The following is a 22,096-nucleotide window of genomic DNA, read 5'->3' as shown; positions in this document are numbered from 1 at the left end:
CCTAGCTGGTCATGGCGCTGCTACTGGGCAGCCAGACCTTCGAGGCAGGCGGCGCTGTTGGGCTTCGCTGCGCTCAGCGCCAACCTACGTCAGCGGGGCAGGAGGTCCACCAATGGCCCTGGGTGCTTGCGGACCTCGGCGTAGGGCACCAGGGTGCCACCGGGTTCGTCGCAGCTCCGGGCAGCGCGGAAGAAGGTCGGGCCCAGGTAAAGGCCCTTGGGCGTCAGATACCAGGGCGCGAATTGCCAGACGTCGGCGCTGCGATAGTCGCAGCCATCGCCGTCGGCGGGCGCCTGCATCAGTTGCGGATACAGACGGGTGAACAGCCGGATCACCCAGGGCGCCAGGGTCTGTTGCCGATAGTCCGCCAAGGCCTGGGAATAGCGATCCTCCGGCTGCGGACGGATCGGCTGGCCGTGGCCCAGCCAGAGGAAATCCTCCAGCGCCAGCTCCTCGCCGGTCTGCAGATCCAGGGTCAGGGGCGCGCTGCCGAAATCCGGGTGAGCCGCGCCGCTGCAGCTGTACTGGCTGAACAGATTGACGCTGAGCACCCGCTCGCTGAGCAGCTGCGGGGTCACCTCCAAGCTGTGCTCGCCGTCAGCGCCGATGCAGCTCAGGTGGGCATCGACCTCCGCCCAGAGGCGTTCGCGCAGCACGGCATTGGCCGCCTCGCTGGCGCCCTCCACGGTAAACAGCCGCATGCCCGAGACCGGCTCGCGCCACCAGCGCAGGCCACGGCCCATGAAGGTCTGGCGCTCACCCTGTTCCAGTCTGAGTCCCTGCAGGCGGCGATATTCGTAGGGATCGTCCTGGCGCAGTTTCTGCCGATAGCCATCCGCTGCCGCGGACTGCCCCGGTTGCAGCGGCGCCAGGGCGAGCGGCAGGGTCTTGCCGGCACCGCTCCAGGTGCCGGTCCAGGAACCATCCTTGCCGCGCGTCAGTGACCAGCTGGCCTTGGGACCGTCCTGCCAGGGCGCACCCTCCTCCAGCCTGAGCCGGTCGCCCGCTTGCGCCGGACCGCTCAGGCGCAGGTCGCGGCGATAGCGGTCGTAGAAGTAGCGGCCATAGGCTTCGTCGTTGGCGGTGGAATCGACCTCCACCACCACCCGGGCCGGGCCCAGGGTGCCTTCCAGGAGCAGCTTTTCGGCATGGGCGACGCCAGTGGTCAACAGCAGGGCCAAGCCCAGTCCGGACAGGCAAGATTTCATCAGGGCTCCAGCAGCCAGGGTGTCGGTGATGAGCTCAGGGTAGAACAGCGGCGCCAGGCTGTCGCGCAGGCCGGCGGACGACAGCCGTCTCGCCATGGGAGAATGGCGTTTTGTCGACCCTCGGACGCCCATGGACCTCCCTGCCCTGCTCATCCGCCTGCACGCGATCCGCGATGCCAACGCCTGGCGCCGCTATCACAATCCCAAGAACCTGGCGATGGCCGCCAGCGTCGAGATGGCCGAGCTGGTGGAGATCTTCCAGTGGAAGAGCGATACCGAGGCCCGCGCCTTGAGCACCGCCGAGCGCGAGCACGCCGGCCAGGAAATCGCCGACGTGCTGCTCTATCTGCTGCAACTGGGCAGCGAGCTGGAGCTGGACGTGGAGCAGGCGGTGCTGGCCAAGCTGGCCGACAACGAGAGGCGCTTCCTGCCGTGAGCGATACCTTCTTCGACGACCGCGCCACCCGTTTCGCCGCCAACATCTATGGCGGCACCAAGGGCGCCATCCGCCTGGCGGTGCTGCAGGCGGATCTTGCCGAGGTGCTGCCGCAACGCCCGCTGCGGGTGCTGGACATCGGCGCCGGGCTCGGCCACATGAGTCTCTGGCTGGCGCAGCAGGGCCATGCCGTGACCCTGGCCGAGCCTTCGGCGCCCATGCTGGCCGGCGCCCAGGAGGCCTTCGCCGCCGCCGGACTCGACGCCGCCTGGCTGGCGCTGCCCTGGCAGGAGTTGCCCGCCTTCGCCGAGCCCTTTGACCTGGTGCTCTGCCACGCGGTGCTGGAATGGCTGGAAACGCCCCCGGCGATCCTGCCGACCCTGCAGCGCTGCCTGGCCCCGGACGGCTGGCTGTCGCTGGCCTTCTACAATCGCGACGCCCTGATCTATCGCAACCTGCTCAAGGGCCATTTTCGTAAACTCCGGCAGGGTGACTACGCCGGCGCGGGCCAACGCGGCCTGACGCCGCAACGGCCCCTCGATCCGCGTGAGGTCGAGGCCTGGCTGGCGGCGGACTGGCAGGTTCGGGCGCGCAGTGGCGTCCGGGTCTTTCACGACTACATGCCGCCGGAATTCCAGACCCGTGCCGACGGCGAGGAGCTGGTGGCCATGGAACTGGCCCACCGACGGCACCCGGCTTTCGCGGGCCTGGGACGCTATCTGCATTGGCTCTGCCAAGCTAAGGCAGGATGACGTAGGGCGCGGTATGCTCTGGCCAGCATTCCTCCGAGGAACCGGTCATGCGTCGCCCCCTACTCTGCCTGTCGCTCGCGCTGCTCGCCCTGGCCGGTTGCCAGACGCCCAATCCCTATGTCGCCAGCAGCCTGCCAGAGGCGTCGCTCCCGGTGCTGCCGCAACAGGATCCGGCGGCTTATCCGCCGGCACCGCGTGACTGGAGCCGCTATCGCACCTGGAGCTGGGCTCCGGGCGCCGCGGTGGTCAGCGGCGGCCTGGATGGCCAGACCGTGCAGCAGGCGGTGGCCGATGGCCTCGACCAGCGTGGCCTGCGACCGGCCATCGGGGGTGCCCGCGCCGATCTGCAGGTGCGTGCCCGCCTCACCCAGCAACAGCGTAGCGAGCAATATACGGACTACTACGACACCAGCTACGGCTACGGCGGCTACGGGCCCTATGGCTACGGCCCCGGCTATGGCGCCACGGTCGGCCAGGCGCGGACCCGCACCCGGACCTTTCTGGTCGACGTGCTGGAGGTGGAATTGCTCGATCCCGCCACCGGCCGCGTGCTCTGGCACTCGGCCGCCGAGCAGGCCAGCGGCGGCACCAGCGGCGAACGCGCGCGCACCCTGCGCGAGACCACCCGCCGCCTGCTGGCCAACTATCCGCCGAGCTGAAGAGATAAGTGGCCCTTAAGCCAGTCCAAGCAGACTAGCGCGCTCACCTCGGAGGATCGCTTATGAAACGTTGTCTCCTGCTGCTTGCGGTCCTCTTGCTGGCGGCCTGCGCCGAACGTGGCCCGCGCAATCTGGACTATGACGCCAGCCGTGACTTCGCCGCCTATCGCAGCTGGGGCTGGGCGGACCCGGCCATCGAGTACCGCCCCAACGATCCGCGGGTACGCAGCGATCTCACCGAGCAGCGCCTGCGCGATTCGGTCAGCAGCGGCCTCGACCAGCGCGGAATGCGTCCCGCGGTGGCAGGCACGCGCCCGGATCTGAAGATCAAGCTCTATGTGATCCTCGACCAGCGCCAGCAGAGCTACAGCTATGCCGATCCCTACTGGGGTCCGGGCTGGGGCGGTCCCTGGGGCTCCGCCTGGGGTCCCGGTCCCTGGGGACCGAGCTATGTGCGCACCCAGACGGTTACCTACCCGGTGATGACGGTCCAGCTCGACATGCTCGATGGCCGTGACGGCAAGCTGGTCTGGCGCGCCAGCGAAGAGCGTCTGCTGGACGACCAGAACGCCACGCCCAGCCAACGCAGCGCCGCCTTCAGCCGCCTGATCAACGAACTGCTGGTCAGCTATCCGCCGCGGCCTTGAACGGTCGACCGTCCGGGCAGCTCAGCGCTGCCCCTGGTCAGGCCGCGAGCAGACAGCTGGGTGAGGGTGACGGATAATGGCCGCAGGCCAGCACCCCTCGCGCCGTCCTTGGCCACCTCGCGGGAATCCTGACTGTCGTCCAGCGCCGCCCAGGTTCAACATGTCGTCCACACCCGTCGCCACCCGCCGCAGCCACAATCTGTTGCTGCGCCTCTTTCCGGTCATCTGCGCCCTGCCGATCCTACTCGGCCTCGGCTGCTACCTGCTGATCAGGACCGCCACCAGCCAGGACGCCGACGTCCAGCAACGCGCCCGGACCTATATCGAGCGCACCCTGGTGCAGGTCGAAAACGAGATCGGCCACAACATCATCAACTACGCCAAGTGGGGCGAGGCCTACAAGCATCTGCACCTGGCGGTCGATCTCTTCTGGGCCAACGACGAGCGCAACGTCGGCGACATCCCCTACGAGCTCTATGGCTATAACGGGGTCTTCGTGCTGGATCCGCAGGATCGTACCGTCTACGCGGTGATCAATGGCCGGCCGACGCAGCGCGCGGCCGCGCAGTGGCTCGAAGGCGATCTGGCCGGCCTGCTGGCGGCCACCCGCCAGCGCCCTGGCGAGACCGAGAGTCTGGTGCGGGTGCTGGGCGTGGGCGGCGTCCCGGCACTGGTCGCCGCGGCCACCATCACGCCGGGCGCGAGCTACAGCGTGGCCCCGGGCCCCGGCGCGCCCTCGGTGATGCTGTTCGTCAACGTGCTCGATCCGGACACCCTGGCCCATCTCAGCGATACCTACGGTCTGCCGCGACTCGAGGCGTCGCGGGTGCCCCTGGTCGATCACGAAACGCTGCGCTTGCTGGATTCACCGCTGCTGCTCAACTGGCAACCGCCGCAACCCGGCGCCCAGCTCCTGCGTCGCACCCTGCCGGTCTTCCTGGCCGGGGTGCTGCTGCTCGGCCTGGTGCTGGCCCTGCTGATCCGCCACGCGCTGAATTCGGCGCGGCAGCTCGACCAGCAATTCGATGCCCTGGTGGCCGGCCAGGCCGAGTTGAGCCGCAGCGAAAAGCGCTTTCGCGAACTCGCCGAGGCCGCCTCCGACTGGCTGTGGGAAAGCGATGCCGCGGGCCGCATCACCTATCTGTCCGAACGCTTCGCCCGCATCACCGGGCACACACCCGGCAGCTGGCTCGGACGGCCGCTGGCGGAGCTGTTCAGCAGCGAGACGACCCCGCTGGCCGCCTGGCTCCAGGGCAACGCTCGCCAGCTCGACGAGCGCCAGGTGCTGCGCTGTCATTATCGCGACCGTCTGGGTCATTCCCGGGTCTGTGAGATCACCGCCCGGCCGCTGCCCAAGGGCGCGGGCTTTCGCGGCACCGCCAGTGACATCACCGCCGCGGTCAATGCCCAGGCGGAAATCGAACACCTGTCGCAACACGACAGCCTGACCGGCCTGGCCAATCGCCTGCAATTGCAGCACTACCTGGCGCGCAAGTTGACGCAAGCCAAAACCCCGCTGACGCTGCTCAGCCTGGATCTGGATCGTTTCAAACCGGTCAACGACAGCCTCGGCCACGCCGCCGGCGATCGGGTGCTGCAGGAAATCGCCCGGCGTCTGCAGGCCAGTCTGAGACCCGGCGGCCTGGTGGCGCGCCTGGGCGGCGACGAATTCATCGTGGTGCTGCTCGGTCAGCTGGACGTGGCGACCGTCGACCAGATCTGTGCGCGGCTGGTGAACGCCATCGGCCGACCCATCCTGCTGGAGGAGCAGTCGGTCAGCGTAGGCACCAGCATCGGCATCGCCCAGGCGCCGGAGCAGGCCAGCCAGGTCGAGGACCTGCTGCGCCTGGCGGATATCGCGCTGTACCAGGCCAAGGCCGCGGGCCGCAACGGCTGGTGCTTCCATGCTCCGGCGATGGACGCCCAGCTCAGCCAGCGGCGTGACCTGGAACAGGAGCTGCGCCAGGCGCTGGCGCTCGACCAGTTGCGCCTGGGTTACCTGCCCCGGCGGAGCGCCGCCGAGGGCCGGCTGAGCGGCATCGAGGTGCGGTTGCACTGGGCCCACCCGCGGCGCGGCCTGCTGTCGCCGGAGGTCTTCCTGCCCCTGGCCGAAGAGACCGGACTCAGCGTTCCCCTGGAATTCTGGCTGCTGGACAACGCCTGTCAGGCTGCCGCGACCTGGCCCGCGCCGCTGCGGCTGGTCGTCGGTCTGTCCGCGCGCCCGTGCGCTGATGGCGAGGCCCTGGTCGCGACGGTCGCCCGCGCCTTGCAGACGAGCGGCCTGGCAGCGGAACGCCTGGAGCTGCAGCTGCCCGAGGCGCTGTTGCAGGCAGACAGCGCCCCGATGTTGCTGCCGCTCAAGGCGCTGGGCGTGCGCCTGAGTCTGGCCGACTTCGGCCGAGGCTCAGGCGCCCTCGATTCGCTACGCCAACCCGTGCTGGATGGCATCAGCCTGGATAGTCGTCTGGTCGCGCGCCTGGAAGATCAGCAGGCCGATGCCGCCATCGCCCAGGCACTGATCGGCCTGGGACGAACCCTGGGCCTCAGGGTGACGGCGATGGGGGTGGAGGCGCCCGGCCAGTTGGCCTGGCTGCGGGCGCAGCATTGCGACGAGGTCCAGGGGGGCCTGTTCGGTCCCGCCCTGACTGGTCGCGAGCTGACAGCGCTGCTGGCAACCGAACTGCAGGCGGATTGACGACCTAGAGGCGCTCCAGCCACCCCAGATCGCCCCCTCGGGCCGGAACCGGATAGCAGCCATAGGGCGCATACCCATGGGTACAGACCGGATCGGCGCGCAGGGTGAGTTCGCCCACCGGTTGCGCGCGCCAGCCCTCCAGCAGGGCGATAGCGGCCAGGGCCGAGAGCAGGGCGATGAACAGCGCGGAGCGAATTGTTCTTGTCAGGCGCATGGTGACCTCCCGCGGGACGATGGCCAGGATCGGCAGACAGCGTCCCCGCTCCTTGAGTATCGTCCCCCGGAAGTCATTTCGCCGCCCGGCGCAGGTCCCGATTGCGCAAAGCTGCACTGCGGCAGCTGCAACAATGGGGATAGCGGTATTCGGCGGGGAACCCGGACAAGGCGGCGCCGTTGTCCAGGCTACGCGCGAAGCCCCGCCCCGCTCCGGACCGTCCTCTCTCCCTCCGGCAGAGGGTTGGGGTGAGGGTCACTTGGTATTGCGTCAGCTATTCCCGGACAAGGCTGCGCCGTTGTCCAGGCTACGCGCGAAGCCCGCCCCACTCCGGACCGCTCCCTCTCCCTCCGGGAGCGGGTTGGGGTGAGGGCCAAGCCGCCTCAGGCGATCTCCACTCGCTCGCCATTCAACCGCACCGTCCAGGTGGGCAGGGCCTGCTCGGGATACTCCAGGCAGCCGCCGTCCGCCAGCCGGAAGTGCTGCTTGTACAGCGGCGAGGCGATCACCAGATCCGCGCCCAATTGGCCGACGATGCCGCGGCCGATGACGTTGGCGCCGGACTTGGGATCGCGATTGCCCACGGCAAAGACCTTCTGCGCGGTTTCCGGCAGGTAGAACAGCGCTACCTGCTCACCCTCGTGCAGGGCCACCACGCCGGACTGGGGCACCAGGTCGGCCAGGCTGCACAGGGGTTGCCAGCGGGGCTCCAGGGCGCGGGCGGTATTGGTCTGAGTCATGGTCAAGCCTCCTCGGTAACGGCGATGAGCTGAAGTTCGTGGTGACGCGCCGGCCGGCGCTGGCCGCGCTCCTTGACGAAGTGGATGTCCGGGTCGTTGCCGCGCTGGTTGACGAAGGTACGGAAGCGCTTGAGCTTGTCGGGATCGTTCAGGGCGTTGGCCCATTCGCATTCGTAGCGATCTACCACCAGCTGCATCTGGGCTTCCAGTTCGGCGCCCAGGCCCAGGCTGTCCTCGATGATCACCTGCTTGAGGTAGTCCAGCCCGCCCTCCAGCGACTCGCGCCACACCGAGGTGCGCTGCAGACGGTCGGCGGTGCGGATGTAGAACATCAGCAGCCGGTCGATGTAGCGGATCAGGGTTTCGTCATCCAGGTCGGTGGCGAACAGCTCGGCGTGGCGCGGGCGCATGCCGCCATTGCCGCAGACATAGAGATTCCAGCCGTTCTCGGTGGCGATCACGCCGATGTCCTTGCTTTGCGCCTCGGCGCATTCGCGGGTGCAGCCGCTGACAGCGAACTTGAGCTTGTGCGGCGCGCGCAGGCCCTTGTAGCGGTGCTCGATGTCCAGCGCCATCTTGACGCTGTCCTGCACCCCGTAGCGGCACCAGGTACTGCCCACGCAGCTCTTCACCGTGCGGGTGGACTTGCCGTAGGCATGACCGGTCTCGAAGCCGGCGGCGATCAGCTCGCCCCAGATGTCCGGCAGCTCGTGCAACTGGGCGCCAAAGAGGTCGATGCGCTGGCCGCCGGTGATCTTGGTGTAGAGATCGTATTTCTTCGCCACCTGGCCGATGGCGATCAGGCCTTCCGGGCTGATCTCGCCGCCCGGGATGCGCGGCACCACCGAATAGGTACCGTTCTTCTGCATGTTGGCCATGAAGGTGTCGTTGGTGTCCTGCAGCGGCACCAGGTGCGGATCGGTAATGGGGGCGTTCCAACAGGAGGCCAGGACGTTGGCCACCGCCGGCTTGCAGATGTCGCAACCATGCTGGCCGCGGCCGTGGCGCGCCAGGAGCTCGTCGAAACTCTGGATGCCTGCCACCCGCACCAGGTGATAGAGCTCCTGGCGGGTATGGGCGAAGTGTTCGCAGAGACTCTTGTCGACCTCGACGCCGCGGGCGATCAGCTCGTGCTCGAACACCTGCTTGACCAGTGCCGCGCAGCCGCCGCAACCGGTGGCGGCCTTGGTGCAGCTCTTGATGCCGGCCAGATCGGTGCAGCCGGCATCGATGGCGGCGCAGACCGCGCCCTTGGTGACGTTGTGGCAGGAGCAGAGGGTGGCGGTGGCCGGCAGGGCATCGGCGCCCAGGGTCGGGGCGCCCTCGCCCACCGGCATGATCAGGCTGGCCGGATCCTGGGGCAGCGGGATGCCGTTCTGGGCGTATTGCAGCAGGGTGTCGTAGTAGCTGTTGTCGCCCACCAGCACGGCGCCGAGGACGTGCTTGCCGTCGGCGGAGACCACCAGGCGGCGGTAGCTGGCGCTGGCTTCGTCGATGTAGCGATAGCTGCGCGCGCCGGGGGTGGCGCCGTGGGCATCGCCGATGGAGCCCACGTCCACGCCCAGCAGCTTGAGCTTGGTGGACATGTCGGCGCCGGTGAAGGGCGTGGCCTGGCCATGGCAGAGGGTAGCGGCCACCAGGCGCGCCATCTGGTAGCCCGGGGCGACCAAGCCGAAGATGCTGCCGTTCCAGGCGGCGCATTCGCCGATGGCATGGATGAAGGGATCGCTGGTCAGGCAGCCGTTGTCCACCGCCACCCCGCCGCGGGCGCCGAGTTCCAGGCCGCAGCTGCGGGCCAGGGCGTCCTGGGGCCGGATGCCGGCGGAAAACAGGATCAGGTCGGTCTCGAGGAAATCCTCCCCGGCGAAGTTCATGCGGTAGCGATACTCGCTGCCGGCGGTGATGTTCTGGGTGGCCTTGGACAGATGCACGCCCACGCCCAGGTCCTCGATGCGCTGCCGGAGCGCGGCGCCACCCAGGTCGTCCAACTGTACCGGCATCAAGCGTGGGGCGAATTCCACCACATGGGCTTCCAGTCCCAGGGATTTCAGCGCATTGGCCGCTTCCAGGCCGAGCAGGCCGCCGCCCACCACCACGCCGCGGCGCGCCCTGGCGGCGGCCAGGCGGATGGTGTCCAGGTCGTCCAGGGTGCGATAGACCAGGCGCGAGTCGCCTTCGGCGCCCTCGATGGGCGGCACGAAGGGATAGGAGCCGGTGGCCAGTACCAGGCGGTCGTAGCCAAAGGCACCCTCGGGCGTCAGTACCTCGCGCTGCTCGCGGTCGATGGCGGTCACCGCGCAGCCCAGATGCAGCACCAGGCCGGGCACGGCATAGAGGCCGACTTCGCTCATGGCCAGGGATTCGGCGTCGCGACCGGCGAAGTACTCGGAGAGATGGACCCGGTCATAGGCGCGCTGACGCTCTTCGCCGAAGACATGGATCTCGTAGTGGTCCAGGGCGCCGGCCGCCAGCAGCTGCTCGACGAGGTGATGGCCGACCATGCCGTTGCCGACGACGATCAGGCGTTCTTTGCGGGTCACGATGCTGTTCATGGAGGCTATCCCCCGGCCGAGGCCAATCAGGTTGATTCGCGGCAAATAAAAAGGCGCCTGAAACCTTGCGGTCTCAGGCGCCTTTGCCTGTTCTGGTAGGGAGGAGCCCTTGGCTCTGCTCCATGCCCGTCGCCTGCGGTGGCTGTCGATCGCCGTTGATCGACCGGGCGACCCGAATGTGCGGGTCTGTCAGGGCTTTTGCATCGGCTGTGCCAGTTCCGCCTGATCGCCCGAAGATCCGCCGCTGGCGCGGGCTGCGGCCTGCCGAGTGGCTTGCCGGAGGCTGTCCGAACGCCCGCCGAGCAGAACCACAACGGTGCAAGAGCGGGCCGGCCTGCCCCGTCACGGCGCATGGCGACCCCCACCGCCGTGGCCTCGGCCAGCGCCACCGGCACCCCGCCAGAGCAGTAGGAATGCGCCCCCGCGCGCGCCGGGCCAAGCTGGCGCGAGCCTTGCTAAATCCTCAGCATGGAGCGGTCAACGCCGATCGCTTCCTTTCACGACAAAGGCGCCGTGTTCGCCTCCCTCCGGGGAGCGCGACCGGCGCCTTTTCGCTTTCTGGTTTTCGAAGGATCCTTGCCATGGCCACTACCCACATCAAGAGCGTCTGCCCCTACTGCGGCGTCGGCTGCGGGATCGTCATGCAGGTGGAAGACGGTCGGATCACCAAGGTCAGCGGCGATCGCGACCACCCCGCCAATCGCGGTCGGCTCTGCACCAAGGGCAGCACCAGCCACCAGGCGCTGGTGGACAGCGGACGCATGGAGCAGGCCTATGTCCGCCACGACCGTTCCCACGAACCGGTGCAGACCGGGCTGGAGCAGGCCATCGCCGCCACCGCCGAACGCCTGCGCGCCATCCTCGACCGCGACGGACCCGACGCCATCGCCTTCTATGTGTCCGGGCAGCTGTCGCTGGAAGCCCAGTACCTGGCGAGCAAGCTGGCGCGGGGTTTCATCGGCACCAACCAGCTCGAATCCAATTCCCGCCTGTGCATGGCCAGTGCCGGCACCGGTTACAAGCTGTCCCTCGGCGCCGACGGTCCGCCCGGCTCCTATGACGACCTCGATCGCGCCGACCTCTTCCTGGTCAGCGGCGCCAACATGGCCGACTGTCATCCCATCCTCTTTCTGCGGCTGCTGGATCGGGTCAAGCGCGGCGCCAAGCTGATCGTGATAGATCCGCGGCGCACCGCCACCGCCGAGAAGGCCGATCTCTTCCTGCAACTGCGTCCGGGCACCGATCTGCTGCTGCTCAACGGCCTGCTGCATCTGCTGCACGCCGAGGGCCATGTAGACGAAGCCTTTATCGCCGCCCATACCGAAGGTTGGGCGGCCATGCCCGAGTTTCTTGCCGACTACAGTCCGGCACGGGTGGCCGCGGGGACCGGGCTGACCGAGGCGGACATCCGCACCGCCGCGCGCTGGATCGGCGAGGCCGGCGAATGGACCAGCCTCTGGACCATGGGCCTGAACCAGAGCACCCACGGCACCTGGAGCACCAATGCCCTGTGCAACCTGCACCTGGCCACCGGCAAGATCTGCCGCCCCGGCAGCGGTCCCTTTTCCCTGACCGGCCAGCCCAATGCCATGGGCGGGCGCGAGATGGGCTACATGGGGCCCGGCCTGCCCGGCCAGCGCAGCCTGCTGTCCGCCGCCGACCGCACCTTCGTCGAGCGGGCCTGGGGCATCCCCGAAGGCACCCTGCATACCCGCCTGGGCCAGGGCACCGTCGCCCTGTTCGAGGACCTGGCCGCCGGCACCGTAAAGGCCTGCTGGATCATCTGCACCAACCCGGTGGCCAGCGTGGCCAATCGCGAGACGGTCATCCGCGGGTTGCAGGCCGCCGAACTGGTGATCACCCAGGACGCCTTTCTCGACACCGAGACCAACAGCTACGCCGACATCCTCCTGCCCGCCGCGCTCTGGGCCGAGGCCGACGGGGTCATGATCAATTCCGAGCGCAACCTGACCCTGGCACCCCAGGCCGTCACCCCGCCCGGCGCGGCCCGCGCCGACTGGCGGATCATCGCCGACGTGGCCTGCGCCCTGGGCTATGGCGAACACTTCAGCTACGCCTCGGCCGCCGAGGTGTTCGACGAGATCCGGCAATTCCACAACCCCCAGACCGGCTACGACATCCGCGGCGCCAGCCATGCCCGGCTGCGCGAGACGCCGCTGCAATGGCCCTGCCCCAGCGCAGAGAGCGATCCGCGCCAGCCGATCCGCTATCGCAACGACGGCCGCAGCCAGACCCTGCGCCTGGACGAAACCGGCGAACCGACCGCGCTCAACTTCGCCACCCCCAGCGGCAAGGCGCAATTCTTCGCCCGCCCGCACCTGGACCCGGCCGAGCTGCCCGATGCCGACTACCCCTTCGTGCTCAACACCGGGCGTCTGCAGCACCAGTGGCATACGCTCACCAAGACCGGCAAGATCGCCGCCCTGAACCGCCTCAATCCGGCGCCCTTCGTGGAAGTGCATCCCCAGGATGCCGAGGCTTTGGGCCTGGCGCAGGGCGACCGCTTGGAGATCACCTCACGCCGCGGCCGCGCGGTGCTGCCGGTGACCGTCAGCGACCGGGTCCAGCCCGGCAACTGCTTCGCGCCCTTTCACTGGGCCGACGTCCAGGGCAGCGACCTGGCCATCAACGCCGTCACCAGCGACGCCGTCGATCCGCTCTCGCTGCAACCGGAACTCAAGGTCTGCGCGGTGCGCCTGACCCGCGTCGCCACCATTCCCCATCGCCAGCTGCCGGCCGACGAGCCTGTCACGGAGAGCGCCCGGCTGCCTGCCCTGGCGCGGCTGGCCGAGCTCACCGGGGTCGCGACTGCGGTACGGCCCCAGCTCAGCGCGGCCGAACGCACCTACCTGGCCGGCTTCATGGACGGCCTGCGCGACGGCGCGACCCAGGGCGTGCCCTGCCTGCCGGCCCAGGCGCCGCTGGCCGCCGACACCCGCCTCTGGCTCGACGGCCTGCTCGCCGGGTTGTTCAGCCGCCTGCCGGAAAGCCAGCCCGCCGGCCTGGCCATGGCCCCCACCGCGCCGGCCGATCTGGTGGTGCTCTGGGCCTCCCAGACCGGTAACGCCGAAGCCCTGGCCGAGCGCTGCGTCGCCCGCCTGTGCCAGGCAGGTCTCAGCGTGGAACTGCACGACATGGCTGCCTATGCCGTGGAACGCCTGACCGGTGCCCGCCGCGTCCTGCTGGTGAGCAGCACCTTTGGCGATGGCGAAGCGCCGGACAATGGCCAGGCCTTCTGGCAGGGCCTCAATCGCCTCGACGCCTCCCTGGCCGAACTGGACTACGCCGTGCTGGCCCTGGGCGATTCCACCTACGAGCAATTCTGCGGCCATGGCCAGCGCCTCGACGCCCGCCTGGCCGACCTCGGCGCCCGGCGCCTCTGTCCGCGCCTGGACTGCGACGCCGATGGCCTCGACGGCGCCGACGCCTGGCTGACCGCCCTGCAGGCGCAACTGGCACCTCAGGCCGAGCACGTGCCTATCGCCAATTCAGCCACGACCAGCCGCCCGACGGCGGTGTCCGCGCGGCTGGTCATCAACCAGAGACTCAACAGTGCCGGGTCCAACAAGGAGGTGCGGCTATTCGGTTTCGAGACCCAGCAACCGCTGGCCTACGAGGCTGGCGACGCCCTGAGCGTGAGGGCGCGCAACTGCCCGGAGCTGGTCGAGGAGGTCCTCGCCCTCGCCGGGCTGGACGGCGAACAACCGGTCGCGGTGGCCAAGGTCGGCGAGCTGTCGCTGCGCCAGGCGCTGAGCGAACACTACGAGATCGCCCGCCCCAACCCCGAGACCCTGGCGCTGATCGCCGAGCGCAGCGGCAGTGCCGAGTGCCGCGCCCTGCTGGGCGACCGGGACGAACTCAAGCGCTGGCTCTGGGGCCGGCAACTGGCCGATGTACTGGCCCGCTTTCCCGCCTGCCACGACGCCCGCGAGTTGCTCGGCAGCCTCAAGCGCCTGCAGCCGCGCCTCTACTCCATCGCCTCCAGCCCCCTGGCCCATGCCGGCCAAGTGCACCTCACCGTCTCGGCGGTGCGCTACGGTAAGCGCAAGGGCGTGGCCTCCAGCTTTCTCGCCGACCGCCTGGGCGAGGCCGCCACCAAGGTGCATATCCAGCCTTCGCGCCATTTCCGCCTGCCGGACCAGGGCGACGTCCCGCTGATCATGATCGGCCCCGGCACCGGCATCGCGCCCTTCCGCGGCTTTCTTCACGAGCGCCGCACCCGGGGCGACCAGGGCCGCAACTGGCTGTTCTTTGGCGAGCAGCACGCCGCCCACGACTTCTACTACCGCGACGAACTGGAAGCCTTCCAGCGCGATGGCCTGCTGAACGAACTGAGCCTGGCCTTCTCCCGCGACCAGGCCGAAAAGATCTATGTGCAGGATCGGCTGCGCGAACGCGGTGCCGACGTCTGGCGCTGGCTGCAGGACGGCGCCCGCGTCTATGTCTGCGGCGACGCCAGCCGCATGGCCAAGGACGTCGACCAGGCCCTGCGCCAGGTGGTGGCGACCCATGGCCATCTCAGCGACGAGGCCGCCAGCGAGTACCTGCGCGGGATGAGCGAACAGAAGCGCTATCTGAAGGACGTCTACTAGCGCCGCCGGCTACAGCACCGCGCGCACCAGGCGGGTGAAGGCCTCGATGGCCTCGCGCTCGCCCAGCGCCCCGCGCACCACGGCCGCGGCCAGGGCCTCGCCGGCGCCGACCAGACCGATGCAGGACACCTGCAACTCCGCGGTGGATCTTTTGCTGTGCGGCGTGAGCACCGCCGTCACCATCTGGGTGCCATGTTCCAGCAACTCCTGGTACACCGCGGTCTTTTCCTCGCTCCCCGCCAGCGCCGCCGCCACTACGCCGACTTCACCCTGCATGTCGGTCACGCAGCGGATGTAGCCCTCGGCCAGCGCCGCGGTGGCTTCTTCGGCGCTCTGCTGCCGGGCGGTCATGGCCTGGCGAAAGGCATCCATCTGCGCCAGATCGAGCCAGCGATAGAGCTCGATGAGCAGCCCCGAGCGGGTACCGAAATGCTCGTAGACGACCGGTTTGGAGACGCCCGCCTGCACGGCCAGATAGCCCAGGGTCAGGCGATCCGCACCTTCTTCCCGAACGATGACCCGCGCCGTGTCCAGCAATTGCTGACGCCGGGCTGCCTTGGAGAGACGCCGTCCGGTCCCTTCGGAGACCGGTTTTTCAGGGATGGATCGCGCTGCCATTGGTCACGTCTTCTTGCAAAACTACTAAAGGTAGGTTAATCCTGAACTGGAACCTACACATGGTAGGTTAATGCGGAGAACAGCCCGTGGCAATCGGCTGTGCGGTCTCCGGAACCTCAGCACTGCAACGAAGAGGACAGCATCATGCCACTGCAACCCATACTCTTTGCCGGCGGTTCGGGCACGGTAGGCCGCCAGGCCGTCCACTGGTTCCGCCAGCGCCAGCCTGACTGGCCGCTGCTGGTCGGCGGCCGCAACCTCGCCACGGCCGAGGATGTCGCCCAGGCCGCCAGCCAGGCCCGGGCGGTGCGCCTGGATCTCGACCAGCCGGGGCTGGGACTGGACCCCGCGCTCACCCCGGCAGCCATGCTCATGCTGGCACCGGATCAGGCCCTGCACGGCTTGCGCCTCGCCCAGCACCTGGGCATCCCCTATCTCAATGCCAACACCGGCGTCACCGAACTGGGGCCGGAGGTCGCCCAGTTCATGCACCGCCCCGCCGCCCATGCCCTGGTGCTGTCCAGCCACTGGGCCTCGGGCGCCGCCCTGGCGCTGGCACTCGATCTCGCCCGCCGCTTCACCCGGGTCGCGGCCATCGGTATAGAGGTCTTGCTGGATGAGGCGGACCCGGCCGGTCCCCTGGCCTGGGAGGACATGGAGCGGGTGCACAGCACGGCACCCGCTGCCCTGGCCTTCCATCATGGACGCCGCGCCTGGCTGAGCGGTGCCGACCTGCAGGGCAGCGTCACGGCGTTGGACGGTCGCACGCTGGCCGCCACGGCCTTCGGCTCCATCGATCTGCTCAGTCTCCGGGCCGCCACCGCCGCCCCGGAGCTCCGCTTCGACATCGCCATGGGCGAGTCCTCCAGCCGGCGGCGGGGCGCTGAAACAGCGGCCGAGATCGCGGTCAGGATGAGCGGTGAAAGGGACGGCCAGACCACCGGCGCACGCGCCGTGCTGGAATTCAACCAGGGGCAGGCCTCGCTGACCGCCCTCGGGCTGGTGCTGTCGCTGGAGCGGGTGCTGGGCCTGGCGGGCGGTGAACCCCTGCCGGCGGGTCTCTATATGCCCGAACACCTCTGGGCGGCGGAGTGGTTTCTGCAGGAGTTGCAACGGGAGGGCGCGGTGATCCATCACCAGACGGATGGGCACTGACGGCGGGAAATGGCGGAAGGCAGTGGGAGTCGAACCCACCCGGGAACGGCTGCCGTCCCCAACCGGGTTTGAAGCCCGGCCACGCCACCGGGCGTGATTGCCTTCCTCTGTTGCGCTAGCCCTCGGCCGCGCGGGCCCAGGCGCTGTCCGGGCGGACCCGGCGCTCGTCGCCGAAGCGACGGGTGAAACCGATGCGATCCAGGCATTCGAGGATCTGGATGCTGCGCTTGCGACCGATGCCGAGGGCATCGCGAAAGGCCGCGGCGCGAATGATCCCCGCTTCGCGCTCCAGGCGCAATGCCTCGCCGGCCGCGGCTTCCAGACTCGCCTGGGGATAGAAGAGATCCCTGACCACCTGGGTCAGTTCCCCCAGCCGGGCCAGCTTGCGCAGCAGCAGCCGCACCTCGGCCTCGGGCTGATCCAGACTCCTGGCCAGATCACGAGTCCAGGGCGGATCGAAGCGTTGGGCCTCCAGCAGCGGCCAGAGGCGGGTCTTGAGCCCCTCCTCCGCCTCGGTGAGGCGAACCCGGTGATCGGGCAGGTGCAGCCAGGGACCGCTGCTCTGCAATCGCCCCTCGGCCAGGGCCGTCTCCAGCAGGGCCAAATAGACCGTCCGCTCCAGTTCCGGCGCGGCGATGCGGCGGAGGCGATCCCGATCGGGACCCAGCTCGTCGGGTTGTTCTTGGTGAAAGGTCGCCAGCGCCGCGCCCAGGCGCTCGAGCGCCGCCTGCCACAGCGCCGCCGCGAACAGCCGCGGGCCGACCCTCGTCTCCACCCTCAGGGTGTCGGCGGGCAATTGCCAGTCGCCTTCGGGGCGGTTGAACTGCCGCGCCAGCAGTCGCGGATCGAGACCGCCGTCGGCCTGGGCCAGGAGTTCGGGTAGCGCCTCCTCCAGACCGCCCCGACGCAGGGCCTGGAGTTGGGCCAGGCGCTGGGGCGTGCGGCGATGGCGCGCCGGGGCGAAGGGATCGAGCAGCCGGGCGCCGCCCAGGGTGCGCTGGGCGGACTGGTCGCGCAGCACCAGGCGATCGCCATGCACCCCGTGCAGCGGCGCATTGAGCACCAGCTGCGCCAGGGTCGTGGCGCCCGGGGCGAGGCTGTCGCCTTCCAGCAGGGCGACGCGACCGGTGAGATCCTGGGCGCCCAGGTGCACGTGCACCGGCGTCCAGTGCGCCAGGTTGCGCGCCTCGCCGGGCAGCAGTCGTAGCTCCACGTCGATACGGGTGGTGGGCGCATGCAGCGCCTCGGCCACCAGCCAGTCACCGCGGGCGAGGCTGTCGGTGCTCAGTCGCTCACCGGCGAGATTGAGGGACACCCGCTGGCCGGCCTGGGCGGTTTCCGCCGCGCGGTTCTGGGCATGCAGCCCCCGCACCCGCAGGCGCTGGCCGCGCGGGGTGAGGATGAGTTCGTCGCCGACGGCCACCTGGCCGGCAAAGGCGGTGCCGGTAACCACCACCCCGGCCCCGGCGACGCTGAACACCCGGTCCACTGCCAGGCGAAAGCTGCCGCGGGCGTTGCGCTGGCGCACCTGGCCCAGGGCCGCGAGCAAGGCGGCGCGCAATTCGGGGATGCCCACGCCGCTGGGGCTGGCCACCGGATACAGCGGCGCTCCGGCAAAGGGGCCGGCGGCCAGCAGCGCACTGACGTCCTGACGCACCTGGGCCAGTCGCTCGGCATCCACCCGATCGGCCTTGGTCAGGGCCACCAGCAGCCGGGGAATGCCGAGCAATTCGAGGATCGCCAGGTGCTCGCGGGTCTGCGGCATGACGCCGTCGTCGGCTGCCACCACCAGCAGGGCCAGATCCAGGCCGCTGGCGCCCGCCAGCATGTTGTGCACGAAGCGCTCGTGACCGGGGACGTCGATGAAACCGGTGAGACCGCCGTCGCCCAGATCGGCATAGACATAGCCCAGGTCGATGGTGATGCCGCGCGCCTGCTCCTCGCGGCGGCGGTCACCGGCGACCCCGGTGAGGGCCTGGATCAGGGCGGTCTTGCCATGGTCGATGTGACCGGCGGTGCCGATGATCATGGGCACGGTACCAGGCGGATGAACAGGGACGTCATGGCGGCTCCAGGCGGCGGACTGGCGCTCAGGGTAGCGGCGCCCCGCGCGCTCGCCTAGCCGTGACGCTCGCGCAAGAAGGCCACGAAGGCCCGCAGCGGGGCCGGCAGCTGGCGGCGATCCGCATAGTAGAGCCGCGGACCGGGAAAGGACGTGGACCAGTCCGCCAGCACTTCCACCAGGCGACCGTCGGCCAGGGGCTCGGCCAGATAGTCGGCGAAGGAATAGATCAGGCCGACGCCGTCGAGGGCGGCTTGCAGCTCCAGGTCGAGCGCCGAGGCCAGCAGGCGACTGCCCGGCGTGACGTTGCTGACCTCGCTGCCGCGCTCGAAGCTCCACTGCGCCACCAGGCCGCTGGCGAAGCGATGCCCGATGCAGGAATGCCGGACCAGGTCGGCGGGGTGTGCCGGTACGCCGTGCCGTTCCAGGTAGGCAGGGGTTCCGGCCACGGCGAATCTCTGGGTGACCGGGCCCAGTCGCACGCTGATCATGTCCGCTTCCAGGTGCTCGTCGTAGCGCACGCCGGCATCGAAACCCGCGGCGAGCACGTCGATCAGCCGGTCCTCGGCCACCACCTCCAGGCGAATGCCCGGATGCCGGGCCAGGAAGGGGCCGATCAGCGGCGGCAGCAGCACGCGGGCGACGATGGTGGGCACATTGAGTCTCAGGCTCCCCACCGGACTCTCGCCCTCGGCATTGATGGCGTCCAGCGCGCCGCGCACCTCGCGCAGCGCGGGGGTGAGGCGCTCCAGCAGACGCTGGCCGGCCGCGGTGGGCGTCACGCTGCGGGTGGTGCGGTGCAGCAGCCGGACATCCAGTTCCCGCTCCAGCCGCCGCACCGCATCGCTCAGCGAAGACGCCGCCACACCGCGCACATAGGCGGCGCCACGAAAGCTGCGGGCCTCGGCCACGGCGGCGAAGGCCGCCAGGTCATCCAGATTCAAGGCGCCTCCATTGTACGGCTGAGCGAACAGGTCGTTGTGTCGAGACCGGATTATCGCACAGCGTCATCCTGGCTAGAGTGAAGCCTCATTCACCTGACGAGGAATCCCTCATGCAACAGCGTCGCTTGGGCCAGCAGGGCCCCCTAGTATCGAGCCTTGGTCTGGGCTGCATGGGCATGTCCGATCTCTATGGCAGCGCCGACCGTGGCGAGGCCATCGCCACGGTCCAGGCGGCCCTCGAACGCGGCGTCACCCTGTTCGACACCGGTGACTTCTATGGCATGGGCCACAACGAACTGCTCCTGGGCGAAGCCCTGCGCGGTCGACGCGACCAGGCGCTGATCAGCGTCAAGTTCGGCGCCCTGCGCGGTCCGGGCGGCGAGTGGCTGGGCTACGACACCCGGCCGGCGGCGATCAAGAATTTCGTCGCCTACAGCCTCAAGCGCCTGGGTGTGGACCACATCGACATCTATCGCCCGGCACGGCTGGATCGCCAGGTGCCCATCGAGGACACCATGGGCGCCCTCGCCGAGCTGGTGCAGGCCGGCTACATCCGCCATATCGGCCTTTCCGAGGTGGGCGCCCAGACCCTGCGGCGGGCCGCCGCGGTACATCCGGTCTGCGACCTGCAGATCGAGTATTCGCTGGTCTCGCGCGGCATCGAGGCGGAGATCCTGCCAACCTGCCGCGAACTGGGCATCGGCATCTCCGCCTATGGCGTGCTCTCCCGTGGCCTGCTCAGCGGTCACTGGCGCCAACCCTCGGGCAGCGGCGACTTCCGCGCTCATAGTCCGCGCTTCCAGCCGGGCAACGTGGAGAAAAACCTGGCGCTGGTGGCAGGCCTCAAGCAGTTCGCCGAACACCGGGGCACCACCCCGGCCCGACTGGCGGTGGCCTGGGTCGCCGCCCAGGGCGACGACATCGTGCCGCTGGTCGGTGCCCGCCGCCGCGGTCAGCTCGACGAATCCCTCGGGGCGCTGGAGGTGACGCTGAGCGCTGCGGATCGCGCCGAACTGGAACGCCTGCTGCCACCGGACGCCGTGGCTGGCGATCGCTACGGCGAACACCAGCTGCGCGATCTCGACAGCGAACGCTGAGCCACCCCGTCAACAACGGCCCGCCTTGCGCGGGCCCTTGCGTTTCAGCGCTCGGCCGGACGCTCCTGCATCAGCACCCAGGGCGCCACCACCACCGCCCACAGGGGCACCTCGGGCGCTTCCAGCCGGCGCCTTGCGCGGTCTTCGTCGACCTTGGCCAGCTGGCCCTGCTGCAGCCACAGACCCACCCTGGCGGCCTCGTCCTGGGTCACGGCGATGGCCGCTTCGATCAGGTCCAGCTCGGGCGCCACTTCCAGCAGCACGCCCCGCGCAAAATGCGGTTGCAATTCTTCCCAGCCGATGGCGGCGGTCTGCCCGAGCAGGGTGGCGTAGCGCGTTGCGTGATCGGTCATGGTGCGGGCCTCGCGAAAAGGGCGGATTCTACCGTTGCCCTCCCCGCTTGCCGAGCGCCCGGACGCACGGGCCACAGATCCGACAAGTTGTCGTCGCCAGCTTTCCAAGACGAACAGACGGTGATTAAACTGCGCGGCGCGTCATAAAGAACAAAATCGGCACATTTTCGCTTCCAACTGCCTCATTAATAAAAGCATTCCGAGTGGAGCACTCATGAAAAAGGCAACTCTGCGTTTCTCCCGCCTGGTCGCGGCCCTGGCCCTGGCCGGCATGGCCAGCCACACCCTGGCAGCCGACACCCTGAAGATCGGTCTGGCCGGCCCCAAGACCGGTCCGGTCGCCCAGTACGGTGACATGGAGTTCATTGGTGCCCAGATGGCCATCGAGCAGATCAACAAGGCCGGCGGCGTCAAGGGCAAGCAGCTCGAAGGCGTGATCTACGACGACGCCTGCGATCCCAAGCAGGCCGTGGCGGTTGCCAACAAGATCGTCAACGATGGCGTCAAGTTCGTTGTCGGCCACCTCTGCTCCAGCTCCACCCAGCCCGCCTCCGACATCTATGAGGACGAAGGCATCCTGATGGTGACCCCGGCGGCCACCAGCCCCGACATCACCAGCCGTGGCTACAAGCTGATCTTCCGCACCATCGGCCTGGACAACATGCAGGGCCCGACCGCCGGCAAGTTCATCGTCGAGCACGTCAAGCCGAAGATCGTCGCGGTCATCCACGACAAGCAGCAGTACGGCGAAGGCATCGCCACCGCGGTCAAGCAGACCCTGGACAAGGCCGGCGTCAAGGTCGCCGTGTTCGAGGGCATCAACTCCGGCGACAAGGATTTCTCCTCGCTGATCGCCAAGCTCAAGCAGGCCAACGTCGACTTCGTCTACTACGGCGGCTACCACCCCGAGCTGGGCCTGATCCTGCGTCAGGCGGCCGAGAAGGGCCTGACCGCCAAGTTCATGGGTCCGGAAGGCGTGGGCAACAGCTCCATCTCCGCCATCGCCGGCAAGGCCTCCGAAGGCCTGCTGGTCACCCTGCCGCGCTCCTTCGACCAGGATCCCAAGAACCAGGCCCTGGTGCAGGCGTTCAAGGACAAGAAGCAGGATGCGAGCGGTCCCTTCGTGTTCCCCTCCTACGCCGCCGTGCAGGTCATCGCCGAAGGCATCGAGAAGGCGGGCGACGAGAAGCCCGAGGACGTGGCCAAGGCACTGCGCAGCAACACCTTCAACACCCCCACCGGTGAGTTGGCGTTCGACGAAAAAGGCGACCTGAAGAACTTCGAGTTCGTGGTCTACGAATGGCACGCCGACGGCACCAAGACTGAAGCCAAGTAAGCCCTGCCTGTAACA

The 22,096-nt window shown here is 68.9% G+C and carries 17 protein-coding genes and 1 tRNA gene; 9 read left to right on the top strand and 9 right to left on the bottom strand.

The window, feature by feature from the left end; genetic code table 11:
- Positions 1-89 precede the first annotated feature (89 nt).
- Entirely contained in the window at positions 90-1,304 is a 1,215-nt protein-coding gene (locus OMP44_RS19335) for a hypothetical protein (protein WP_280310531.1), read from the bottom strand.
- Between the two features lie 34 nt (positions 1,305-1,338).
- Between OMP44_RS19335 and OMP44_RS19330 the strand changes: the two genes are divergently transcribed.
- The 5 genes from OMP44_RS19330 to OMP44_RS19310 all read left to right on the top strand — a co-directional run bounded on the left by OMP44_RS19330 (position 1,339) and on the right by OMP44_RS19310 (position 6,397).
- Complete coding sequence (locus OMP44_RS19330) at positions 1,339-1,644, top strand: nucleotide pyrophosphohydrolase (RefSeq protein WP_280310529.1); 306 nt, start codon at positions 1,339-1,341, stop codon at positions 1,642-1,644.
- Positions 1,641-2,396, top strand: coding sequence for a methyltransferase domain-containing protein (locus OMP44_RS19325; protein WP_280310527.1), 756 nt, complete (start codon positions 1,641-1,643; stop codon positions 2,394-2,396). Before OMP44_RS19330 ends, OMP44_RS19325 begins: the two co-directional genes overlap by 4 nt.
- A 47-nt stretch (positions 2,397-2,443) precedes the next feature.
- Positions 2,444-3,055 carry a DUF4136 domain-containing protein gene (locus tag OMP44_RS19320; RefSeq protein WP_280310525.1) on the top strand — a complete coding sequence of 204 codons (612 nt, stop codon included), beginning with the start codon at positions 2,444-2,446 and terminating at the stop codon, positions 3,053-3,055.
- 62 nt (positions 3,056-3,117) lie between these two features.
- Positions 3,118-3,702: a DUF4136 domain-containing protein gene (locus OMP44_RS19315; protein WP_208694393.1), complete on the top strand. Its 585-nt coding sequence runs from the start codon at positions 3,118-3,120 to the stop codon at positions 3,700-3,702.
- Positions 3,703-3,862: 160 nt separating this feature from the next.
- On the top strand, positions 3,863-6,397 hold the full coding sequence (locus OMP44_RS19310; protein WP_280310520.1) for a bifunctional diguanylate cyclase/phosphodiesterase: 2,535 nt from the start codon (positions 3,863-3,865) through the stop codon (positions 6,395-6,397).
- Between the two features lie 4 nt (positions 6,398-6,401).
- Here OMP44_RS19310 and OMP44_RS19305 read toward each other — a convergent pair whose 3' ends face one another.
- The 3 genes from OMP44_RS19305 to nirB form a co-directional block, all read right to left on the bottom strand.
- A complete protein-coding gene (locus OMP44_RS19305; protein ID WP_133859878.1) occupies positions 6,402-6,611 on the bottom strand; it encodes a hypothetical protein in 210 nt (69 codons plus the stop codon).
- A 383-nt stretch (positions 6,612-6,994) separates the two neighbouring features.
- Positions 6,995-7,351 carry a nitrite reductase small subunit NirD gene (gene nirD, locus OMP44_RS19300; protein WP_187978662.1) on the bottom strand — a complete coding sequence of 119 codons (357 nt, stop codon included), beginning with the start codon at positions 7,349-7,351 and terminating at the stop codon, positions 6,995-6,997.
- Positions 7,352-7,353: 2 nt separating this feature from the next.
- Positions 7,354-9,903, bottom strand: a complete 2,550-nt coding sequence (gene nirB, locus OMP44_RS19295) for a nitrite reductase large subunit NirB (RefSeq protein ID WP_280310517.1) — start codon at positions 9,901-9,903, stop codon at positions 7,354-7,356.
- A gap of 581 nt (positions 9,904-10,484) precedes the next feature.
- On the opposite strand from nirB, the gene OMP44_RS19290 reads away from it, so the two are divergent.
- Complete coding sequence (locus OMP44_RS19290) at positions 10,485-14,516, top strand: bifunctional nitrate reductase/sulfite reductase flavoprotein subunit alpha (RefSeq protein ID WP_280310515.1); 4,032 nt, start codon at positions 10,485-10,487, stop codon at positions 14,514-14,516.
- Between the two features lie 9 nt (positions 14,517-14,525).
- On the opposite strand, the gene OMP44_RS19285 is transcribed toward OMP44_RS19290, so the two are convergent.
- Positions 14,526-15,134, bottom strand: coding sequence for a TetR/AcrR family transcriptional regulator (locus tag OMP44_RS19285; protein WP_280310513.1), 609 nt, complete (start codon positions 15,132-15,134; stop codon positions 14,526-14,528).
- 144 nt (positions 15,135-15,278) lie between these two features.
- Here OMP44_RS19285 and OMP44_RS19280 point away from each other — a divergent pair, with 144 nt between their 5' ends.
- Positions 15,279-16,289 (top strand): hypothetical protein, encoded by a 1,011-nt coding sequence (locus OMP44_RS19280; RefSeq protein WP_280310511.1) that lies wholly within the window; start codon positions 15,279-15,281, stop codon positions 16,287-16,289.
- A 10-nt stretch (positions 16,290-16,299) separates the two neighbouring features.
- Here the strand turns inward: OMP44_RS19280 and OMP44_RS19275 are convergent.
- From OMP44_RS19275 to OMP44_RS19265, 3 genes are all read right to left on the bottom strand, one after another.
- Positions 16,300-16,395, bottom strand: a tRNA-Sec gene (locus OMP44_RS19275).
- Between the two features lie 9 nt (positions 16,396-16,404).
- Positions 16,405-18,318: a selenocysteine-specific translation elongation factor gene (selB, locus tag OMP44_RS19270; protein WP_187978658.1), complete on the bottom strand. Its 1,914-nt coding sequence runs from the start codon at positions 18,316-18,318 to the stop codon at positions 16,405-16,407.
- An 89-nt stretch (positions 18,319-18,407) separates the two neighbouring features.
- Positions 18,408-19,295 carry a LysR family transcriptional regulator gene (locus OMP44_RS19265; RefSeq protein WP_158892160.1) on the bottom strand — a complete coding sequence of 296 codons (888 nt, stop codon included), beginning with the start codon at positions 19,293-19,295 and terminating at the stop codon, positions 18,408-18,410.
- A gap of 110 nt (positions 19,296-19,405) precedes the next feature.
- On the opposite strand from OMP44_RS19265, the gene OMP44_RS19260 reads away from it, so the two are divergent.
- Entirely contained in the window at positions 19,406-20,392 is a 987-nt protein-coding gene (locus tag OMP44_RS19260) for an aldo/keto reductase (protein WP_280310507.1), read from the top strand.
- Positions 20,393-20,436: 44 nt separating this feature from the next.
- Here OMP44_RS19260 and OMP44_RS19255 read toward each other — a convergent pair whose 3' ends face one another.
- The gene (locus tag OMP44_RS19255; protein ID WP_187978655.1) at positions 20,437-20,745 is read right to left on the bottom strand and encodes a DUF2288 domain-containing protein; all 309 of its coding nucleotides are present in this window, start codon (positions 20,743-20,745) and stop codon (positions 20,437-20,439) included.
- A 214-nt stretch (positions 20,746-20,959) separates the two neighbouring features.
- Here OMP44_RS19255 and OMP44_RS19250 point away from each other — a divergent pair, with 214 nt between their 5' ends.
- Positions 20,960-22,081: a branched-chain amino acid ABC transporter substrate-binding protein gene (locus OMP44_RS19250; RefSeq protein ID WP_187978654.1), complete on the top strand. Its 1,122-nt coding sequence runs from the start codon at positions 20,960-20,962 to the stop codon at positions 22,079-22,081.
- The last annotated feature ends 15 nt before the right edge of the window (positions 22,082-22,096 follow it).

Source organism: Pseudomonas flavocrustae, from assembly GCF_029872515.1.
GTDB classification, from domain to species: Bacteria; Pseudomonadota; Gammaproteobacteria; order Pseudomonadales; family Pseudomonadaceae; genus Chryseomonas; species Chryseomonas aestiva.
This window is presented reverse-complemented; position numbering and strand designations above follow the sequence as displayed.

Coding starts and splice junctions, on each gene's coding strand:
- nirD (WP_187978662.1), bottom strand. CDS start 7,351: ATGACTCAGACCAATACCGCCCGCGCCCTGGAGCCCCGCTGGCAACCC.
- OMP44_RS19290 (WP_280310515.1), top strand. CDS start 10,485: ATGGCCACTACCCACATCAAGAGCGTCTGCCCCTACTGCGGCGTCGGC.
- OMP44_RS19330 (WP_280310529.1), top strand. CDS start 1,339: ATGGACCTCCCTGCCCTGCTCATCCGCCTGCACGCGATCCGCGATGCC.
- OMP44_RS19280 (WP_280310511.1), top strand. CDS start 15,279: ATGCCACTGCAACCCATACTCTTTGCCGGCGGTTCGGGCACGGTAGGC.
- selB (WP_187978658.1), bottom strand. CDS start 18,318: ATGATCATCGGCACCGCCGGTCACATCGACCATGGCAAGACCGCCCTG.
- OMP44_RS19310 (WP_280310520.1), top strand. CDS start 3,863: ATGTCGTCCACACCCGTCGCCACCCGCCGCAGCCACAATCTGTTGCTG.
- OMP44_RS19335 (WP_280310531.1), bottom strand. CDS start 1,304: ATGGCGAGACGGCTGTCGTCCGCCGGCCTGCGCGACAGCCTGGCGCCG.
- OMP44_RS19320 (WP_280310525.1), top strand. CDS start 2,444: ATGCGTCGCCCCCTACTCTGCCTGTCGCTCGCGCTGCTCGCCCTGGCC.
- nirB (WP_280310517.1), bottom strand. CDS start 9,903: ATGAACAGCATCGTGACCCGCAAAGAACGCCTGATCGTCGTCGGCAAC.
- OMP44_RS19285 (WP_280310513.1), bottom strand. CDS start 15,134: ATGGCAGCGCGATCCATCCCTGAAAAACCGGTCTCCGAAGGGACCGGA.
- OMP44_RS19255 (WP_187978655.1), bottom strand. CDS start 20,745: ATGACCGATCACGCAACGCGCTACGCCACCCTGCTCGGGCAGACCGCC.
- OMP44_RS19305 (WP_133859878.1), bottom strand. CDS start 6,611: ATGCGCCTGACAAGAACAATTCGCTCCGCGCTGTTCATCGCCCTGCTC.
- OMP44_RS19260 (WP_280310507.1), top strand. CDS start 19,406: ATGCAACAGCGTCGCTTGGGCCAGCAGGGCCCCCTAGTATCGAGCCTT.
- OMP44_RS19250 (WP_187978654.1), top strand. CDS start 20,960: ATGAAAAAGGCAACTCTGCGTTTCTCCCGCCTGGTCGCGGCCCTGGCC.
- OMP44_RS19315 (WP_208694393.1), top strand. CDS start 3,118: ATGAAACGTTGTCTCCTGCTGCTTGCGGTCCTCTTGCTGGCGGCCTGC.